Source organism: Macrococcus equipercicus (genome assembly GCF_004359525.2).
Lineage (GTDB): Bacteria > Bacillota > Bacilli > Staphylococcales > Staphylococcaceae > Macrococcus > Macrococcus equipercicus.
Genome location: NZ_SCWC02000003.1, coordinates 1 through 18,915 on the forward strand (window position 1 = coordinate 1; position 18,915 = coordinate 18,915).

An 18,915-nucleotide genomic window follows, 5' to 3' on the forward strand; every position below is an offset into this window, starting at 1 on the left:
AAACTCTCCATAATAGTTTGTCTGATAAAAGCTCGTTGACTGCTTAAGCCAGTCACTCTGAAAGTACTAAAGTACTCAAATTATTGGAATTAACGTTGACATATTGTCATTCAGTTTTCAATGTTCATTTTTCGTCTCACAAGATTTAACTATACTCTCTTTCGTTTTGAAAGTCAACTCTTTTTTAAATTTTTTTTAAAATCAAGTTTTAGTATGTTGTTATATCTCTGCCGGACAAGATTTAATTATACTCTCATGTGAAGTATAAGTCAACTCTTTTTTTAATTTCTTTTTTTGAGCTGCCGTTATCTCTGCCGGACAAGATATAACTATACAGGGTTGCAAGCCCTTCTACAAGCGCAAAATTTACACTTTTAACAATTAATTAATATTTCTTAATGCATTAATTTTATCCAGTGCTTTCTCGGGATCGCTGTAACCTAATTGATAGAGATCGTCGAGCTTTCCTTTATCTTTCTCCATGCGATCAACTTTTAAATCAGCTGATGGCCGGATGACTACTACATTGCCCACTTCTTCCTGACGATTAACATAGTGGAGTGTTTCATTATAGCGGGCCGGCCGTCTGCGCATTGCTTCATCAACTTGCGGATAACCTTTCACTTTAAACCATTTAGCAAGACGGCTTGATTTCTTCACGTAACCTTTTGGCCGTGTCAGTATAACGACATTTTTAGTAATGCCGTCTGCCTGTGCCTTACGCAGCGGGATAGGATCAGTCACGCCGCCGTCCAGCAATTTCTTACCTTGATAGTCAACGACAGGTGCCATTAACGGAAGCGAGCTTGATGCTCTCAAAATTGTGAGCAGATCTTTGTTCAAGTAAGACTGGTCAAAATACTCCGTCTCTCCCGTTTCACAGTTAGTACACGCAACGACATATTGTCCTTCATATAGAAGAAAGTCCTTCATATGAAAAGGTACATGAACACTTGGAATTTCATTGAAGATAAAGTCCATGCCGAACATTTCACGGTTTTTAATATAGTTCTGAAGAGATAAGTATCGTTTGTCCCCTAAAAAATCAAGGCTGACCTGCCTATTACGCCCACGCTGCTTCGATAAATAGGAAGCTGCCATATTGGCTCCTGCAGAAACACCGATGATATAGTCGAACTCGATACCTTTATCCAGAAACAAATCCAGTACACCCGCTGTATATATACCGCGCATACCGCCGCCTTCTAATACTAATCCTGTCTTATTCATTATGTCACTCCTTTGACTATTCCATATTATAGCAAATAGCACTTTATAAAAAAAGCGGCCGATTATCGGCCGCTTCACTATACAGTCTTTATTTAATCGTAAATGCTTCTGTGTAAAGAGAGGATGTGCCGCGTTTTAATCTAATATTCGCGTTCCCTGTTATTCCTTTAGTCGTCTTTGCTGTGATAACCGTTGAAGCAGAGCCTCGAGCATCTGTAGTCAAAGTAACAGCCGGACTGTAGCCCACTGCACTCCATTGATTGTTCATATAGAAAGAACCGAGCTGAGTGCCTGCCGTATTATAGATGCCTACTTTTAAATCATTATAAGTTGTATTAGGTGTCAGACCATTCAATACAAGTGTCGTATTAAATGACTGACCATTTGTAACTACAGGCAGTACAAAGTCATATCCAGTACTCGAGACAAGGGAGGAATAACCATAGCTGCCTTGCTTGAAAGTCGACTCATCATACCATTTATAAGTCGCTGCCGGTGTAGACCACGGTTCAGTTGCAGGTTCTGTAGATGCTGCCGGCACTTCAAAGGAAAGTATAGGTGATGCCTGATCCAGTGTCAGTCCTTTCTCCTTGAATGAAGTATAGGACTCATCGCGCGACAGCCAGCTGACGATATTAGTTAACAATGTGCTGTCATCTTGTTCTTTATAACCGTCATAAGTCTTTTTAGTCTGGCCGTTATCTTCTCTTAAATATTTAGGAGTTGCATCTTCTACCATAGAAGAATCACCGATGAAGGCAGCTTTTCCTAATCCCACTTTACTGATAGCTACATAAGCACCTTCATCTTTACCGCCGCCGAAGTATACTCCTTGATCGACTGCCGGTCCCCATTTGTCCGCTGTTGTTAATCCTGACGGGACGTACACGAGGCCTTTAGCGATGTCAGGGTTGGTCAGTGCGATAGTAGAGCCTGCATGCATCGCTACGCTGTTGATACCGGCAGTGATACCGAATGCTCCTGCATCTTTGACGATATCTGTCGCGACAAGGTCACTTAACGCATTATATCGGAATCTCACTCCGAAATTATTGGACAGCCAGTCAGAACTTGTAACGCCTGACATTCTGACAGATTGCGCTTCTTCTGCTGTCATTCCTTTAGCAGGTGCCCCGTAAGCACCTCGACGATAGCCATTAAAAATTTCCGAAGAATCATAGCGGTTCAAATTTCTATCTGCATTATAATGATCGGCGATAAAAAATACACTACCGCCTTCTTTAACGTATTTTAAAATTGCATCTTGTTCCGATTGTTTGAATGGAATGTTCGCTTCCGGTATAACAAATACATCGTACGGTGCTAAATCTTCATAAGTGACTGCTGTTTTTTTACGAAGCTCTTTAACTTGATAGCCTTTTGCTGCTACACCCCGACCGAAATCAGAGAACGCGCCGTCAATGACCCAGTCTGCTGCTCCTGCGGTCTGCCCATGTGTATTGTCAACGAGTACGCTTTGTCCATTAGAAACTGCCGGATTAATGACTGGCGCCTGATCGTTGTAAGTTTCTGCATAAAGAGCCGGTGTGCCGAGCATGAACGTTGTCATTGTAGCAATAACTGCTTTTTTAATCATTAGTTTTCCTCTTTTCACTATGATGGCATAGATCCATGACACCCTCTTATTATTAGCAAAGTAGTTTTAATTCTGTGTAAATGATATGTAAGTAAATAGGCGATTTCGTTTTCAATCTTTACAGGATTGTTATAACCGCTCAAAGACTTCTTTTGTTATCATTTACTAGAACGTTACAAAAATAGGAATAGGAAAAGGAGCATCATCATGTTTAAAAAAATCGTGAAAACTTCTGTCCCTGCTTTAATGGCCGTTGCAGTACTTGCAGCTTGTGGCACGACAGACAATAAATCAGAAACTCAAAAAGATTCTACTGCGTCATCAAGCAAAGAAGGCTACACGCCTGAAAAATTAACTGTGCAGTTCGTTCCTTCTCAGAATGCTGAGACACTTGAAGCAAAAGCGAAGCCCCTTGAAAAGTTATTAAAAGCTAAACTGGGCATCCCGGTTGAAGTATCTGTATCTACTAACTACAATACAATTGTTGAAGCGATGAAGTCTAAAAAAGTAGATGTCGGTTTCCTGCCGCCAACAGCTTATGTGTTAGCACATGATCAAAAAGCGGCTGACGTCCTGCTGCAGGCACAGCGTTACGGTGTTAATGATGATGGTTCTCCAACTAAAGAACTCGTTGATTACTACAAATCTCAGTTTATCGTTAAAAAAGATTCTGGAATCAACAGCCTGAAAGATATGAAAGGCAAGAAAATTGCGATGCAGGATGTCACTTCTACAGCGGGTTATGTGTTCCCTGCGGTCGATTTGAAGAAAGAAGGCATCGATCCACTGAAGGACATGAAAGTGACAACAGTTAAAGGTCATGATCAGGCAGTCATTTCATTATTGAACGGCGATGTGGATGTCGCAGTAACATTCCAGGATGCACGTAGTATTGTTAAAGGCGACCAGCCAAACGTCTTCAAAGATACTAAAATCGTCAAATATACAGAAAAAATTCCAAATGATACTATCTCTGTTCGTTCAGATATGACTGACAAATGGAGAGATAAATTAACAACAGCGTTTATCGATATCAGCAAAGATAAAGAAGGACAAAAAGTTATCCGCGAAGTTTATTCACATGAAGGTTATGTGAAATCAGATGATTCTAAGTTCGATGTTATTCGTGAGTATGACAAAAAAGTCAAAGAATAATTTCTTGAGCATAAATATGCTACTAAGAAGGCTAAACTCACATGTGTGAGTTTAGCCTTTTATTATAAAGGAGTGTCATGATGAGCCAAATCATATTTAATGATGTCAGCAAAGTGTATCCAAACGGCCATGTCGGACTGGATCACATCAACCTTGAAATCAATCAAGGAGAATTTATAGTGATTGTCGGTCTGTCAGGTGCCGGGAAATCAACGCTGCTCCGTTCTATTAACCGCCTGCACGAAATTACATCCGGCGATATCTCGATTAGCGGACAGTCGATTACGAAGGCTAAGGGAAACAAGCTGCTGCTGATGCGCCGGAATATCGGTATGATCTTCCAGAGTTTTAATCTAGTGAAGCGTTCTTCAGTCATCAGAAATGTACTGTCAGGACGTGTGGGCTATCATCCTACTTGGAAAATGGTGCTCGGTCTATTTCCGAAAGAGGATAAGCAGATTGCTCTTGAAGCGCTTGACCGCGTCAACATCGTTGAGAAAGCTTATAACCGTGCTGACGAACTGTCAGGCGGTCAGCAGCAGCGTGTATCAATTGCACGTGCACTGGCACAGGAGCCGGAAATTATTTTAGCTGATGAACCGGTTGCCTCTCTTGACCCGTTGACTACTAAGCAGGTTATGGACGACTTACAGCGCATCAATAAAGAACTCGGCATCACTATCATCGTCAATCTGCACTTCGTCGACCTGGCTCGTGAATATGCGACAAGAATCATCGGACTGCAGTCAGGCAGAATTGTATTTGACGGACCAGTTGAACAGGCAACAGACGATGCTTTCAGCCGCATATATGGACGGGAAATTAAAGATGATGAGAAAATGGGGGTTAACTGATGAACCCGTCAATTAACAATGCTAAGCGCTATAAAACCATCTTCTCCCTGCTGCTGCTCACGGCTTTAGTCATCTGGAGCGGCTTTGAGACAGGATTCAGTTTAGAGAGCCTGGCGCTCGGCGCACCGGAAATGATGAACCTTGTTAAGGAAATGCTGCCGCCGGACTGGTCTTATTTCAAAGAAATTATTGCACCGATGCTCGACACTATACGTATGGCTGTTCTCGGCACGACATTCGGCTCACTGCTTGCACTGCCCGTCGCTCTGCTGTCAGCAAACAATGTCTTCAGATCACGCTGGGTGAACATGCCCGTACGTTTTTTACTCAATATTGTCCGGACGATTCCCGACCTGCTGCTCGCTTCTATATTCGTCGCAGTCTTCGGTATCGGTGCACTGCCCGGTATATTCGCGCTGACTGTACTGTCATTCGGCATCGTCGCCAAACTGTTCTATGAGGCACTGGAGAATATCGACAACGGGCCGCTTGAAGCGATGACGGCAGTCGGTGCCAATAAATCAAAATGGATAGCGTTCGGTGTGCTCCCGCAGGCACTCGCACCTTATCTCTCATTTGTATTATTTACGTTTGAGATCAATATCCGTGCGGCTGCCGTCCTCGGTCTTGTCGGCGCCGGCGGTATCGGATTGTTCTATGATAAGACACTCGGTTACTTTGAGTATCCGAAAGTGACTGCGATTATACTGTTCACTCTGCTTATTGTAATAATCATCGACTATACGAGCTCGAAAGTGAGGAAGAAACTGTTATGATTAAAAACTATGATCATTTAAAGCCTAAATCATCAGCGCCTGTTATTATCAGAAATATCCTCCTCATTATTCTGCTGCTCGCCGTATACATATGGGCATTCAGTGGCATGCCGGCGATAGCAATAAAAGAAAAGTCATGGGAGATTCTGTCAAACATATTGTCCGGTATCATCCACCCGGACTGGAGCTATGTCTATATGCCTGATGGCGAGGACTTGCTGCGCGGTCTGCTTGAGACATTCGCTATCGCCTTTTTAGGTACTATCATCTCAGCGGTTCTATGTATTCCATTCGCTTTTTTAGCGGCGCGCAATATTTCCAACCGCTTGCTGTCAGAGCTCAGCAAATTTCTGCTCAGTGTCATCCGCGTATTCCCGGAGATCATTATGGCGCTGTTATTCATTAAAGCCGTCGGTCCCGGGGCATTCGCCGGGGTGCTGGCAGTCGGGATCCATTCAATCGGTATGCTCGGCAAACTGTTTGCTGAAAATATAGAGAACCTTGACCTCGGACCGTCTGAAGCATTAACGGCAACGGGGGCAAACAAGACAAAGACATTGATGTTTGCCGTCGTGCCCCAAATACTGCCGGCATTCATTTCATTTGTGCTCTACCGCTTTGAGATCAACTTAAGAAGTGCATCTATCCTCGGCTTAATCGGTGCAGGCGGTATCGGTACGCCGCTCATTTTCGCACTGCAGGGAAGAACATGGGAGCGCGTCGGCATTATCCTGATCGGCATCGTCATTATGGTCATCATCGTCGATACTTTGTCAGGTGCCATCCGGAAGCGGCTCATCTAATACTATTTCACAAAAAAGCAGTGAAGCTGGATGCTTCACTGCTTTTTTGAACTTCTTTATATTTCTGTACGTCCTGATATAGCTTTAGACAGTGTCACTTCATCCGCATACTCAAGGTCACCGCCGACCGGCAGGCCATGAGCAAGACGCGTCGTCTTAATGCCGATTGGTTTGACGAGGCGCGAAATATACATAGCTGTCGATTCTCCTTCGATGTTCGGATTCGTCGCCAGAATTAACTCCTGTACTGTTTCATCCTTTAACCGGTTCAACAGACTTGGAATGTTGATATCTTCAGGTCCAATGCCTTCCATCGGAGAGATGGCACCTTGCAGCACATGATACAGCCCTTTGTATTCACGCATCTTCTCCATCGCAATGACATCTTTCGATTCCTCAACGACGCAGATCATCGAGCGGTCGCGCGTCTTATCCGCACAAATATAACATGGATCCGTGTCCGTAATATGACCGCAAATAGAGCAGTATGTCAGCTCACGCTTTACGTCGACGAGCGCTTTCGCGAAGTTCATGACGTCCTCTTCCTTCATATCAAGCACATGGAACGCAAGTCTCGCCGCTGTTTTCGGGCCGATTCCCGGCAGTTTCATAAAGCTGTCTATGAGTCTTGAAATAGGTGCAGGATAATGCATTACATCATTCCTGGAATGTTCATTCCTTTAGTATGCTGACCTAAACGCTGAGCCGTCACATCATCCGCTTTAGATAATGCTTCGTTTGTTGCTGCCAGTACTAAGTCCTGTAACATTTCGATATCTTCTGGATCTACTACTTCTTCCTTGATGATGACATCAAGCACTTCTTTATGACCTGAAACAACAACAGTCACCATACCGCCCCCTGCTGTTCCTTCAATACGTTCGTCTTTTAATTTTTCCTGCTCTTCCGCCATTTTCTTCTGCATTTTCTGCATTTGTTTCATCATTTGCTGCATATTTCCGCCACCGCGCATAATTAGTTCCTCCTATTAATCAATTAAATTTATTGTATCTTTACCAAACAACTCTTCTGCCGTCTTGATGATATCATCTTTTGGCTCTGCCTTCACTTCTGACTGCTGCTTCTTGTTTTTAATGTAGTCATGTCTGACCTGCAGCCACTGTGAATCAGGTACACCTACCATTTTAACTTTTTTATTGATGATTGTGTATACAATCGACTCAATCTGTTCACGTTTATCGTCACCTTTATTGACGAGTTCACAGTGAATATCTTCCTCGAACTTGATCAATACATGCGTGCTGCTCGCTGCCACCGGTTCTGAGTTCTGCAGCAGGCTGACGAGCGCCCTATCATTTTGCTTCACATGGTCAATCAGCGCCTGCCAGTTCTCCTTCAAATATGTCAGATCTTCGCGATTGGCGTTATCCAGTACATTTTCTATTTGTGCAATTGAGAACTTGTTTACATGGCGCTCTGCTTTCGGTTTTGCCTTAGCCGGTGCTGCTGTCGGATTCAGCTGAATATTCGAAAGCTTCTCCTCGAACTCTTTCATCCGCGCATCGATGTACTCGGTACTCGCACCTGCCCCTTTCTCGTGAGACTTCACAAGTTCAGACAGTTTGACGATGAGCACTTCAAAGTGAATGTTCATATTGACTGCAAACCGCATCGACACAAGCGTGTCATTAATTTTATCAATCATCTCATAAATGACAGACAAGTCGACTTCATATATTTGGCCGTCTCCTTTAGTGCCTGTTGCAACATCAACGATGACGTCACGTAAATAATAAATATAGTCAGTCACAAGACGGTTTACTTCCTTGCCGCCGCTTAACAGCTGATGATATAACTCAAAAGCCGTGCGTACGTCATGCGTTACAATCGCATCAGTCAGCTGCCGCAGATCTTCTTTACCGACACTGCCCGTCACGTCCAATACATGTGCCAATGTCAGCTCTTCGTCTCCGAACGCAATCGCCTGATCTAAAATACTAAGTGCATCACGCATACCGCCTTCTGCTGTCTGGGCGATAAATTCAAGTGCCGGCAGTTCAAACGAGATGCTTTCCTTGTCACACACATATTTCAAATGCTCGACAATATCAGGGGTAGCAATTGCCTTGAAATCAAATCGCTGACAGCGGGAAATAATCGTCGGCGGTATTTTGTGCGGTTCTGTCGTCGCCAGAATGAAAATAGCATGACCCGGCGGCTCTTCCAATGTTTTTAACAAAGCATTGAAAGCACCTGTCGTCAGCATATGCACTTCGTCAATAATATAGACTTTATATTTGGATTCACCTGGTGCATATTTCACTTTATCTCTAATATTACGGATTTCATCAACGCCGTTGTTACTCGCTGCATCAATTTCAATGACGTCCGAGTTTGTCCCATTCGTGATTGACAGACATGATGCGCATTCATTGCACGGTTCACCGTCATGGCGTTCTGTACAGTTGATAGCTTTGGCGAATATTTTCGCGATACTTGTCTTCCCTGTACCACGCGGTCCGTTGAATAAATAAGCGTGTGATATTTTGTTTCTCGCTATAGCGTTCTTCAGCGTAGTCGTAACATGCTTCTGCCCAACTACTTCTTCGAAAGCCTGGGATCTGAACACACGATATAAAGCCTGATAACTCAAGACGTCCCCTCCATCAATATTGGTCCTTTTATTATACCATTAGACATAACCGCTTCATAACAAAAAAGAGGAGACTTATCGGCATGAGCTGCTGATAAGTCTCCTGAAACGTTGTTATTTCTTTTTCATTTTTTTGTAGAGCCAGTATGCTGCTGGGTTCAGCGGCTTGATGAAATCGCCGAGCTGTTCATCAATATAGGCGTTGAACCCTTTCTTGAACTTCGCGACACCCAGGTCAGGCGATGATTCTGTAAAGTCACCGCTGACGCCATAGAAGTTATAGCGCTTCAGGCCAAGCTGATTGGCAAACTTAATCATTTCCCACTGCATGTTGTACGCGCCCATGAACTGATTATAGGCAGGATTAGAGCCGCTTGATAAGTAATACAGCTCATGATTGTTGAAAACATAAATAGCACTCGCCAGCTCAAGTATATCGCCGTCACTTGCTCTTAAAGCGTCCGTTTCTGCGACTTTCTTCTCGAGCTGTGCTACCGCCTTCTCGAGTTCGGCTGTTTTATTTTTCAGCTTTCTGTAGTCGGGGTTCTCTGCCAGTTCTGCTGCTGCCTTGTCATAATCCGTACGTTTTGCGCTCAGCTGGTCGTTCAGGCGTTTTAAGTAGTCATTCAGATCGATATACGTCATTACGACGCGCGCGTTATCTCCGTACATTTGTTTCATGCGCTTAAATGTCTGCAGGTCAAACAATGAGAAATCATGCTTGTCTTCCGCCATCTTATACAGTCTGAAAAATTTCTTTATCTCATCATCTGATAAGTCACGCATCTGTACGCCCATTTCGATAGTCTTATTAATGTTTCGGCGCGTCTTATACTCCATTTCTTTCAGCAGTTCAGCATCTGTCTTATCCGTTAAATCGAGCACTGACAAGAAGCGTGCCTGGGAATCCATGGAGTAACCGACACTGTAGCCTTGGTGCTTATAACCGAGGCGTTCCATTCCGGTGATAATATCGTCAACTTCAAATGACTCAGTGACATGGCCGTCGCCGTCCAGATGGTTGCGTGTAACATAAGGGTCCACTAATACAAACAGCCCTTTATGCTTCTTCAAATAATTAGTTAAATGCGTGTAGAAGAAATCGACAAGTGCTTTGTCATGATGATCAAACACCGGCCCTTTATGCGTATAGAAATAATTGAAGAATTTAAAGCTCGGCGCACCGTTCAACAAGCAGGCGGCCAGCACTTTATCCCCTTCTTTCACTCCTACGAGATGGACATCGAGGTTTAATGCCTGACGACCCGCGTAGTGAGCTTTAGATTGTGTATAGTGACTGAAATGGTCGTTAACAAACGATTCAAATTCATCTATCGTCAAATTACAAAACTTCATTAAAAAACTCTCCCGTTCTGTGATTGTTTCTATGTCGTTATTTACTATAACACTTTCGTGTAATAAATATGTAGTAATACTATTTCTTTATCTTATATCCAATGTTATTGAAAGCTCCACTCAGCTGAAAATGTTCAAAAAAAAGACCTAGTCTCCTAGGTCTATCTATTAGATGTACGATTAATTTTTATATAAATACCGTGCACCTCTGCTTCGTTTAACAGTCACAAGCGGAACCTTGGTCGACAGCTCAAAGACGGCTGCCCCAGCCACATATAAGTGACCACTTAATGCTGCTTCCTTCCGGACCTGACATGCTTCATGGGCTTATATTGACTCGGACCGTCTTCTCAACACTACGTGTCAAGGTCAGGCCTCACAAAATGTTACCCTCAGCAGAGGGATTCGGTCTTGCCTAAGCGGCTTGCAAGTACAGGGAACCGCTACCTCCCCACTTAGCACGGCAGAATCTATCATACTATACATTATGAATATTTGGCAAGGAAAACACTGCTGTTTTTTGATTATGCTTTCTTATGAGCTGGACGTCTGGAAAAGTCGACGAACTTAAACTCGCTGGCACAGTGCTTTGATATATTGTACTGAAAAGGCAGCGCATTAGCCAGATGGACAGTTGAGCGGACAGTTGCTGCATAAGGCGGCGTCACTTCTCCGAACAGCTCTAGTTCACTTGCTGTCATCGGTTCAAATGTGATAGCTTTGTTGGAGAAGCTGATGGTCTGTTCCAGCTGATTCTCTATATAAGAATAAATGGACTGCCGGGCAATTTCCTTCGTTAAATTCGGCATAAGACTAACTAGGAAGTAGTCAGTATCGATAATATTGACTTTTCCTCCTTTACGCCTTGTTCTGACGACTCTAAACAATTCTGTCTGCTCTGCAAGGTCAAGCGCTGCCATCACGACAGGATAATCCCCGGCGTTCACTTTCTCGAATATTTCTACAGCTGTCACATAGTCCATATTGAGTGATTCTTTAATTTCTTCAAAGCTGATGAGCTGAGATACAGGGAAATTCATTGATTCATTGTAAATAACTACAGAACCTTTACCTTTTAATTTCTGGATAAAACCATTTGTTTGCAGCAGACTAAGCGCTTTTCTTACTGTTTCACGTGAGACATTGTATTGCTTCACGAGTAAATTTTCAGAAGGCAGCTGTTCATGCTGCTTATATTCACCATTGACGATCTTACCGCTCAGCTCCTGATAAATTATTCGATACTTATTTCTATTCATTTTATCGGTCACCCCTTGTTTCCAAATCATCTTAACATAAAATAACTGTTTTGGAACAAAGTGATTGCAATTATTTTTTAACAGCTACTGCCTGATAAGGCTTAAGCGTACGGCTATATGATTCGTAATTGTTAATCAGTACAGTTCCTTCAAGCGCTATATCATCCGGCACAGTGACTTCCTGCGCACTGAAGTTGGCCACTATAATCAATGTATCATCGTCCAGCCTGCGCTCATAAGCAAATAATTCAGGGTGATTTTCCAGTAACGGCAGAACTTTGCCGTACGTGATAATCTCAAAGTTATGTCGCAGCCTGATTAAATGCTGATACGTATAGAAGATAGAATTCTTATCTGCAAGCGCCTGTTTGACATTGACCGTCTTATAGTTTTTCGCCGTTTCAATCCACGGTGTTCCAGTTGTAAAGCCGGCATGCTCACTATCATCCCACTGCACAGGTGAACGCGAGTTATCCCGTGATTTATGCTGCAGTATACGCATCGCCTGATCGTCTGAAATGCCGCGTTCTTTCATAATAGAATAGGCATTCAATGACTCCACATCACGGTACTGCTTAATATTGTCGAAATACAAGTTCGTCATGCCGATTTCTTCGCCCTGATATATATACGGCGTACCTTGCAGCAGATGCAGCGCTATCGCGAGCATTTTAGCACTTAACACACGGTTCTCTTCTGTCGAATCATCACCGAAACGCGACACAACACGGGGCTGATCATGGTTGCACCAGAAAATAGCGTTCCAGCCGCCTCCTGCTTGAATACCGAGCTGCCACTTGAAGAGAATCTGCTTCAGCTCAACAAAATCAAATGGCTGTTCAGACCATTTTTCACCGTCTTTATAGTCCACCTTCAAATGATGGAAGTTAAAGACGCTGCTCAGCTCACGACGTTCAGGATTTGTGTACTTAATGCAGTGCTCGAGTGTCGTTGAACTCATCTCACCGACTGTCATAAACCCTTCTTTATCGCCGAATGTATTGCGGTTTAATTCATGTAGAAATTCATGAACTCGTGGTCCATCTGTATAGAACTCCTTGCCGATTGCTTCAGAATTCTTATATTCTGCTTTAGAGATCAAGTTGATGACATCGAAGCGGAAACCATCCATCCCGAAGTCAATCCAGTAATTGATCATATCATAAATTTCCTGGCGGAGCTTACTGTTCTCCCAGTTCAAGTCTGCCTGTGTGACATCGAAGAGACGGAGATAGTACTGGCCTGTCACTTCGTCTTTCTGCCAGGCATTGCCGCCGAACTTCGACTCCCAGTTCGTCGGCGGATTGCCGTTGTCTCCGTCTTTCCAGATGTAATAATCACGGTAAGGATTGTCCTTCGACTGACGTGACTCTACAAACCAGCGATGTTCTGTTGATGTATGATTGATGACGATGTCAGACATAATCTTAATACCGCACGCATGGGCCTCATTAAGCAGACGTCTGAAATCCTCTTTCGTACCGAAGTCAGGATTGATTTCATAGTAATCGCTGATATCGTAGCCGTTATCGTTCATCGGAGAACAATACACCGGCGTCAACCATAAATAATCCACGCCGAGCGTCTTCAAATAGTCCAGCTTGTCGATAATCCCGTTAATATCACCGTGGCCGTTACCTGTCGTATCATTGAATGACTTCGGATAAATTTGATAGACCACTGATTTCTTCCAGTCGGAAACTCCCAATTAAAAAACTCCTAACGTTTTGAAATAGTTTCAGTTGAACAAGATTTATAAGTTAATCGATTTCTCTGATGACTTCTTTATTATTCTTCTGAGCAAATCTTGAGAAGATGAGTGTCAGCACAATCGGCAGAATCACAGCGATCACCATGCCGAGCAGGAACGTCAGGCGGAATCCTTCATTGATCGAAATGATACCTGGCAGTCCGCCAACCCCTACTCTACCGAGCAACTGCTGTGAACCGAATATAGAACCGACAATCCCTGTCGTGATAATTGCTGCGACGAAAGGATATTTAAGCGGGATGTTCACACCGAACATCGCAGGTTCTGTGACGCCTAACCAGCCTGATATTCCCGATGTCAATGCCAGACCTTGTTCTTTAACCATGCTGCGTCGTTTGTACAGCCACCATGCAGCGAATGCCGCTGAACCTTGTGAGATATTTGAAATAGCAAGTATCGGCCATAAGTACGTGCCTTTTAAATTTGAATTCATCAGCTGGAAATCTACCGCAAGGAACATATGATGCAAACCCGTGACGACGAGTGGTGCATAAATAAGGCCGTAAATCAAACCGCCTAACCAGCCGGCTCTTGTGAAGATCCACTGAATGACATCTGTAATCTGTGTACCGAGCCATAAAGCGACTGGTCCGATAAGAATGAATGCAAGAAAACCTACTAAGAGTAATGAGACAGGCCCAACAACAAGCATTTTAATCGAATCATGGACGCGTCTATTTAAGAAGCGTTCAACTTTCGCCAGCACCCACGTTGCAATCAATACAGGAAGTACTTGCCCTTGATAGTTCAATTTCTCAATATGCAGTCCAAAGACGTTCCATTCAGGAATCTTTGTCAGTTCACCTGTATCTTGATCACCAAGAGTGTACTGTGACGCAAGACCCGGGTGACACATAACAAGACCGAGCACGAGACCGAGAATCGGACTGCCACCGAACACCCGCATCGCTGACCAGCCGATTAATGCCGGCAGGAAGATAAATGGTGCCGCTGCAATAAAGTTAATAATTTCAGCTAAGTCTTTTAACTGCGGGAACATCTTAACAAGCGGTTTATCGCCGAACAGTCCGCCGGCTGTTAAAACGTTGTTTACACCAAGTAGTAAACCAGCTGTAACGATAGCCGGCAACAACGGGATGAAGACATCTCCTAATGTTTTAATTGCACGCTGCAACGGATTCATCTTTTCTGCCGCTGCCGCTTTGACATCATCTTTCGTGCTTTCTCCGATGCCCGTTTCCTCTACAAACACTTTGTATACGTCATCGACTGTACCCGGCCCGATCACAACCTGGAACTGATTGTTTGCTGCAAATGAACCTTTGACAAGATTTAACTTATCCAGTGCAACTTTATCGACTTTCGTCTCATCAACCAATGCTAAACGTAATCTTGTGACACAATGTGTTGCTGCGTTGACATTCTCTTTACCGCCGACCGCTTCAATAATTTGTCTGACTTCATCTCTATTGACCGCCATTTTGCCATCTCCCTTATTTTTGTTATCCTCATTGTAATCTGTCTATACAAGTATGTAAAGGCTTTCTGAAAAGGGTTACAAATTCTTCAGGCTATATAACAATAACCAGCTGGGCAATTATCATTGTTCACTGGATCATCTAATTATTTTTTAACACAAAAAAAGATGCCCCGGAGAGGACATCTACATATCAAAAAATTAGTCTTGGTTTTAAAATAATGGCGGAGGAAGAGGGATTCGAACCCCCGCGGGCCGTTAAGCCCCTGTCGGTTTTCAAGACCGATCCCTTCAGCCGGACTTGGGTATTCCTCCAAATAAGACAATAACAATCTTATAACACCCATTATTTTTTGTCAATGCTTTTCACGAAATTTATTCATATTTATTAAAGGCATAGAATCACTTAATGCTGAATAATAGACTAATCTATCTTTTTAGCAAGCGTCGTAATATATTCAAAAAATTGCTCACGGTCTACATCATAAACTACATTTACTGGCCGGCCATTTTCTTCTTCATATGTTCTTCCTTGAGCAGGTCCTTCTGTAATCACATTTGACTGAATGACTTTTGATTTCACTAAGTCAGGGTTGCCGAGAGCAGCAGTTGTTAAGACATCCCACAGATAATAAGTGGAGTTTGTCGCGAAATGCTTAAGCGGCGGCACCATGGCATAACTTACTCCTAAAAAATCGACTCCTTCAAATGCTCTTTCATCCGCCCACATTTGACGTACTTCTGTCGTCAAAGGAACTTGTAAAGTGCTCTCGAGTGCCACCATGTCTATAGCGATAGATGACTTAAAGACGACACCTACTGCTTCTGGATCCCAGAAAGCATTCCATTCTGCTGTCCCATCGTGCTCTGGTTCATGGACATTACCTTCTGCAAGATAAGTTCCACCCATCCAGACTAGACGCTCAATTTTCTCAGTAATAGCGGGTTCCACTTGAAGTGCTTTAGCTAGATCTGTCAGCGGACCTGTGAATAAGAGTGTCGTTTTCTCCGGTTCTGCCATTACTTTATCAATTAAGTGCTGATAAGCTTCTTGTTCTGCAAGCGGTGCCAGTGTCTGGCGTTCATTTAATATCGGTAATGCATCCATAAAAAAGGCATGCATCCGCCAGTCTTTTGGAAACGGATTTTTGCCTCGTTCCTTCGACATGGCCGTCTCAATTTTGTTGTCACCAAATCGTGCAATAATTTTGCGGCTCGCAAAAGTAGCAGGTTCAATATAGCAGTCAGCATCGATTACACTGACGCCTGTCAGTTTTATATTGTCCATCTGCAGCAATAAAAATAAAGAAATTAAATCGTCAACTCCACCATCATGATTAAAATATACATTTTTCATATCAGTTATCCCCTATATTGTTGATTTGTCTTCTTAACTTTATAATTATAATATAACTATTAGTTGAACACACCTCTTCAAAAAGCTTTTCCTGTAAGTTTAAAATTTACAGTACAGCGCTACATTACGCATGACGAAGGAGACCATATGATCAGTTCTTACGAAGTGAAGGTATATGCCAATCGACAGGCATTATCGAAAAAAGGCAAGATTGCTTCATTTGTGCTTGAGGCATTTAATGCTAAGAAAAAAGATGAAGATTTTCTTGTCCAGTTCATCGACCATGACAAGACGCATTACATGGAGAATATGACTTATCGTATCCGTAAATCAGAGGATGAAGATATCTATCAGCTGCAGTTCAAAAAACGTTACCCTGTTACAGCATCGGTTGACGAAGCGGTGAGCCAGGCGGAGCAGGACGGCTTTAAGGATGGCAGCTTTGAGATCGAATACGGTGCCGGCAGACAGACGCTCAGTGTCTACTACGAAGCGGAAGTGTCAGCTAAAGACCACGTGCTTCCTGACCTTGCAACAAGTCACCTGCACTTAAAAGAGCAAGTTCATGACGCCTTCAAAACGTATTTAAATACTATTACTGCCCCGTCTATCATCGGTCCTATTGAGTTTGAACGGCATATAGGCAGACTTGATGATTATAAGATTAAACTCGAGAAGTGGGATATTAAAGATAAACATATTATAGAGTTATCCGCTAAAGTATTGACTGAACAGGAAGCCAGAAAGCTACAGCAGTTACTCATCGAAAAACTACAGTCACTTCACGTTTATGAACCAGAAGATCAGCTGAAAACGACGATGATCTTTAATCATTACTGAACACTGTACAGCGCAGCATTCAGCCGGATGCTGCGCTGTTATTTTAAAAATAATGTTTGAATGACTTTCATTACTCATGTTGACTTTTATACTCAATGTGATATTATCACTTTTAAGCGTTAAAGTGAAAGAGAGGATTTTACATCATGGATCATAAGTCACAATGGATGTCATCTACAGGTTTTATTCTCGCAAGTGCAGGCTCCGCTATCGGTCTCGGTGCCATCTGGAAGTTCCCTTATATGGCCGGCCAGTATGGCGGTGGTGCTTTCCTGCTGTTATTTCTATTATTCACCATACTAATCGGCTTACCGCTCTTAATGATGGAGTTCAGCATCGGTAAATTAGGACAGACATATACGACTGCCCTATACGATAAACTGACCGGCTATAAACTATTCAATTTAATCGGCTGGAATGGCAATCTTGCTGTCTTCATCTTATTCGCCTTTTATAGTGTCATCGGCGGCTGGATCATCATCTATATCGGCAGAACGCTGCTAGCATTCGTTAACATCATTCAGCCGCAAAATGCAGCAGCATCATTCAACTGGATTATCAGCACGCCATGGACCGCTTTACTTGGTCAGTTTCTGTTCATCGCAATTACTGCACTTATCGTCTCGATGGGTGTCGAAAAAGGCATCGAACGCGCATCAAAATGGATGATGCCGCTGCTCTTCCTTTTATTTATTGTTATCATCATCCGTTCACTGACGCTGGAAGGTGCCGCTGAAGGGGTCCGTTACTTTCTGACGCCCCGGTTTGAAGATATTACTTTTGAGTCCATCGTCTTTGCGCTCGGGCAGTCATTCTTCGCCTTATCACTCGGAACAACTGGCATGATCACTTATGCCACTTATTTAAACAAAGAAGCGAATATCGGGACTGCTTCTTTCTCCATCGTCATTATGAATCTGCTCGTCTCCATTATGGCAGGACTTGCAATCTTCCCGGCAACCGCATCGTTTCACGTTAAACCCGAGCAAGGACCTGGCTTACTGTTCATTGTGCTGCCGCAGATTTTCAACCACCTGGCATTCGGTAATGTCTTCTACTTACTGTTTTTAATATTATTTCTATTCGCAGCACTGACATCTTCCATCTCGCTGCTTGAACTCAATATTTCAAACGTCACGAAAAATGATAACTCGCAGCGCCGCCGCTGGTCACTGCTGCTCAGTGGCTTTATTATTATCGCAGGCATACCTGCTGCCTTGTCGTTCGGTGTATTAAATGATATCCGCTTCGGCGCTGGCACGATATTCGACAATATGGATTACCTCGTATCGAATATACTGATGCCACTCGGTGCTTTAACGACTACTATAGCCTGCGGACACTTTATGGATAAAGACGCCATCATCAGCCAGTTCAACAGTAAGACTAAAACTATCAGCGTCTGGTTTATAGCGATTAAATATATTCTGCCCGCTGTCATTCTGCTGGTCTTTATAATGCAGTTCATATAAAAAAATCCTGCCGCTCAACTGAGCAGGCAGGATTTAATTAATAAAGCGGCCGTTATAAGGATTATTAGCACGGCGATCTATAATGAACATGACGATTAAAAACAGCAAACCTAATGCGATAAAAACAAAAGCTCCGAATAATGATGTTTTATAAACAGCGAAACCCGCAATAATTTCAATCAGTCCAAGGACGAAGACAAACAACTTCTTGTATGTTGTGCTCATTCATTTCACCTCTTCACAAAATTCTATAAGCCTATCATACAACAAACCCTCTACAAAGTACGGCTGAAAGATTGCACAATTTTGTGACATGATTTTAAAAATTTCACTTCATTAACATCTCACAAACAGTTGCAGGCAGTTCTTTTGTCACCTTTTTTATAGATGCTA

General features: G+C 43.1%; 17 protein-coding genes, 1 tRNA gene and 1 other RNA gene. 6 read left to right on the top strand and 13 right to left on the bottom strand.

Annotated features, from left to right (window positions below; genetic code table 11):
* Positions 1-381 precede the first annotated feature (381 nt).
* Both ERX35_RS05090 and ERX35_RS05095 read right to left on the bottom strand, forming a co-directional pair.
* Positions 382-1,233: a patatin-like phospholipase family protein gene (locus ERX35_RS05090; RefSeq protein WP_149459103.1), complete on the bottom strand. Its 852-nt coding sequence runs from the start codon at positions 1,231-1,233 to the stop codon at positions 382-384.
* Positions 1,234-1,318: 85 nt separating this feature from the next.
* The gene (locus ERX35_RS05095; protein ID WP_149458856.1) at positions 1,319-2,827 is read right to left on the bottom strand and encodes a DNA-binding protein; all 1,509 of its coding nucleotides are present in this window, start codon (positions 2,825-2,827) and stop codon (positions 1,319-1,321) included.
* Positions 2,828-3,034: 207 nt separating this feature from the next.
* Here ERX35_RS05095 and ERX35_RS05100 point away from each other — a divergent pair, with 207 nt between their 5' ends.
* From ERX35_RS05100 to phnE (ERX35_RS05115), 4 genes are all read left to right on the top strand, one after another.
* Positions 3,035-3,982, top strand: a complete 948-nt coding sequence (locus tag ERX35_RS05100) for a phosphate/phosphite/phosphonate ABC transporter substrate-binding protein (RefSeq protein ID WP_211359983.1) — start codon at positions 3,035-3,037, stop codon at positions 3,980-3,982.
* Between the two features lie 80 nt (positions 3,983-4,062).
* Positions 4,063-4,836 (top strand): phosphonate ABC transporter ATP-binding protein, encoded by a 774-nt coding sequence (phnC, locus tag ERX35_RS05105; RefSeq protein WP_149458857.1) that lies wholly within the window; start codon positions 4,063-4,065, stop codon positions 4,834-4,836.
* Positions 4,836-5,612 carry a phosphonate ABC transporter, permease protein PhnE gene (phnE, locus tag ERX35_RS05110; RefSeq protein WP_149458858.1) on the top strand — a complete coding sequence of 259 codons (777 nt, stop codon included), beginning with the start codon at positions 4,836-4,838 and terminating at the stop codon, positions 5,610-5,612. The genes phnC and phnE (ERX35_RS05110) overlap by 1 nt, the downstream gene beginning before the upstream one ends.
* On the top strand, positions 5,609-6,415 hold the full coding sequence (gene phnE / locus ERX35_RS05115) for a phosphonate ABC transporter, permease protein PhnE (protein ID WP_149458859.1): 807 nt from the start codon (positions 5,609-5,611) through the stop codon (positions 6,413-6,415). Before phnE (ERX35_RS05110) ends, phnE (ERX35_RS05115) begins: the two co-directional genes overlap by 4 nt.
* Positions 6,416-6,471: 56 nt before the next feature.
* Here the strand turns inward: phnE (ERX35_RS05115) and recR are convergent, their stop codons facing one another.
* From recR to ERX35_RS05165, 10 genes are all read right to left on the bottom strand, one after another.
* Positions 6,472-7,068, bottom strand: a complete 597-nt coding sequence (gene recR, locus ERX35_RS05120; RefSeq protein ID WP_149458860.1) for a recombination mediator RecR — start codon at positions 7,066-7,068, stop codon at positions 6,472-6,474.
* Entirely contained in the window at positions 7,068-7,388 is a 321-nt protein-coding gene (locus ERX35_RS05125; protein ID WP_149458861.1) for a YbaB/EbfC family nucleoid-associated protein, read from the bottom strand. The genes recR and ERX35_RS05125 overlap by 1 nt, the downstream gene beginning before the upstream one ends.
* Before the next feature lie 15 nt (positions 7,389-7,403).
* Positions 7,404-9,029, bottom strand: coding sequence for a DNA polymerase III subunit gamma/tau (gene dnaX, locus ERX35_RS05130; RefSeq protein ID WP_149458862.1), 1,626 nt, complete (start codon positions 9,027-9,029; stop codon positions 7,404-7,406).
* 114 nt (positions 9,030-9,143) lie between these two features.
* Positions 9,144-10,385 carry an aminoacyltransferase gene (locus ERX35_RS05135; RefSeq protein ID WP_149458863.1) on the bottom strand — a complete coding sequence of 414 codons (1,242 nt, stop codon included), beginning with the start codon at positions 10,383-10,385 and terminating at the stop codon, positions 9,144-9,146.
* A gap of 198 nt (positions 10,386-10,583) precedes the next feature.
* Positions 10,584-10,849: signal recognition particle sRNA large type (ffs, locus tag ERX35_RS05140), an RNA gene on the bottom strand.
* A 60-nt stretch (positions 10,850-10,909) separates the two neighbouring features.
* Positions 10,910-11,644, bottom strand: a complete 735-nt coding sequence (gene treR / locus ERX35_RS05145) for a trehalose operon repressor (protein WP_149458864.1) — start codon at positions 11,642-11,644, stop codon at positions 10,910-10,912.
* A 70-nt stretch (positions 11,645-11,714) separates the two neighbouring features.
* Positions 11,715-13,352, bottom strand: coding sequence for an alpha,alpha-phosphotrehalase (gene treC, locus ERX35_RS05150; protein WP_149458865.1), 1,638 nt, complete (start codon positions 13,350-13,352; stop codon positions 11,715-11,717).
* 52 nt (positions 13,353-13,404) lie between these two features.
* A complete protein-coding gene (gene treP / locus ERX35_RS05155; protein WP_149458866.1) occupies positions 13,405-14,856 on the bottom strand; it encodes a PTS system trehalose-specific EIIBC component in 1,452 nt (483 codons plus the stop codon).
* A 219-nt stretch (positions 14,857-15,075) separates the two neighbouring features.
* Positions 15,076-15,168, bottom strand: a tRNA-Ser gene (locus tag ERX35_RS05160).
* A gap of 109 nt (positions 15,169-15,277) precedes the next feature.
* Positions 15,278-16,210, bottom strand: coding sequence for a nucleoside hydrolase (locus tag ERX35_RS05165; protein WP_149458867.1), 933 nt, complete (start codon positions 16,208-16,210; stop codon positions 15,278-15,280).
* 147 nt (positions 16,211-16,357) lie between these two features.
* Between ERX35_RS05165 and ERX35_RS05170 the strand changes: the two genes are divergently transcribed.
* Both ERX35_RS05170 and ERX35_RS05175 read left to right on the top strand, forming a co-directional pair.
* Positions 16,358-17,050 (top strand): hypothetical protein, encoded by a 693-nt coding sequence (locus ERX35_RS05170; protein WP_149458868.1) that lies wholly within the window; start codon positions 16,358-16,360, stop codon positions 17,048-17,050.
* 146 nt (positions 17,051-17,196) lie between these two features.
* A complete protein-coding gene (locus ERX35_RS05175) occupies positions 17,197-18,522 on the top strand; it encodes a sodium-dependent transporter (RefSeq protein ID WP_149458869.1) in 1,326 nt (441 codons plus the stop codon).
* Between the two features lie 33 nt (positions 18,523-18,555).
* Here ERX35_RS05175 and ERX35_RS05180 read toward each other — a convergent pair whose 3' ends face one another.
* Entirely contained in the window at positions 18,556-18,747 is a 192-nt protein-coding gene (locus ERX35_RS05180; RefSeq protein ID WP_149458870.1) for a hypothetical protein, read from the bottom strand.
* Positions 18,748-18,915: the final 168 nt, after the last annotated feature.

Bases quoted from the DNA above. Each gene is read 5' to 3' on its own strand.
- ERX35_RS05095 (WP_149458856.1), bottom strand. From the start codon at position 2,827: ATGATTAAAAAAGCAGTTATTGCTACAATGACAACGTTCATGCTCGGC.
- ERX35_RS05100 (WP_211359983.1), top strand. From the start codon at position 3,035: ATGTTTAAAAAAATCGTGAAAACTTCTGTCCCTGCTTTAATGGCCGTT.
- phnC (WP_149458857.1), top strand. From the start codon at position 4,063: ATGAGCCAAATCATATTTAATGATGTCAGCAAAGTGTATCCAAACGGC.
- phnE (WP_149458858.1), top strand. From the start codon at position 4,836: ATGAACCCGTCAATTAACAATGCTAAGCGCTATAAAACCATCTTCTCC.
- phnE (WP_149458859.1), top strand. From the start codon at position 5,609: ATGATTAAAAACTATGATCATTTAAAGCCTAAATCATCAGCGCCTGTT.
- recR (WP_149458860.1), bottom strand. From the start codon at position 7,068: ATGCATTATCCTGCACCTATTTCAAGACTCATAGACAGCTTTATGAAA.
- ERX35_RS05125 (WP_149458861.1), bottom strand. From the start codon at position 7,388: ATGCGCGGTGGCGGAAATATGCAGCAAATGATGAAACAAATGCAGAAA.
- ERX35_RS05135 (WP_149458863.1), bottom strand. From the start codon at position 10,385: ATGAAGTTTTGTAATTTGACGATAGATGAATTTGAATCGTTTGTTAAC.
- treR (WP_149458864.1), bottom strand. From the start codon at position 11,644: ATGAATAGAAATAAGTATCGAATAATTTATCAGGAGCTGAGCGGTAAG.
- treP (WP_149458866.1), bottom strand. From the start codon at position 14,856: ATGGCGGTCAATAGAGATGAAGTCAGACAAATTATTGAAGCGGTCGGC.
- ERX35_RS05165 (WP_149458867.1), bottom strand. From the start codon at position 16,210: ATGAAAAATGTATATTTTAATCATGATGGTGGAGTTGACGATTTAATT.
- ERX35_RS05170 (WP_149458868.1), top strand. From the start codon at position 16,358: ATGATCAGTTCTTACGAAGTGAAGGTATATGCCAATCGACAGGCATTA.
- ERX35_RS05175 (WP_149458869.1), top strand. From the start codon at position 17,197: ATGGATCATAAGTCACAATGGATGTCATCTACAGGTTTTATTCTCGCA.
- ERX35_RS05180 (WP_149458870.1), bottom strand. From the start codon at position 18,747: ATGAGCACAACATACAAGAAGTTGTTTGTCTTCGTCCTTGGACTGATT.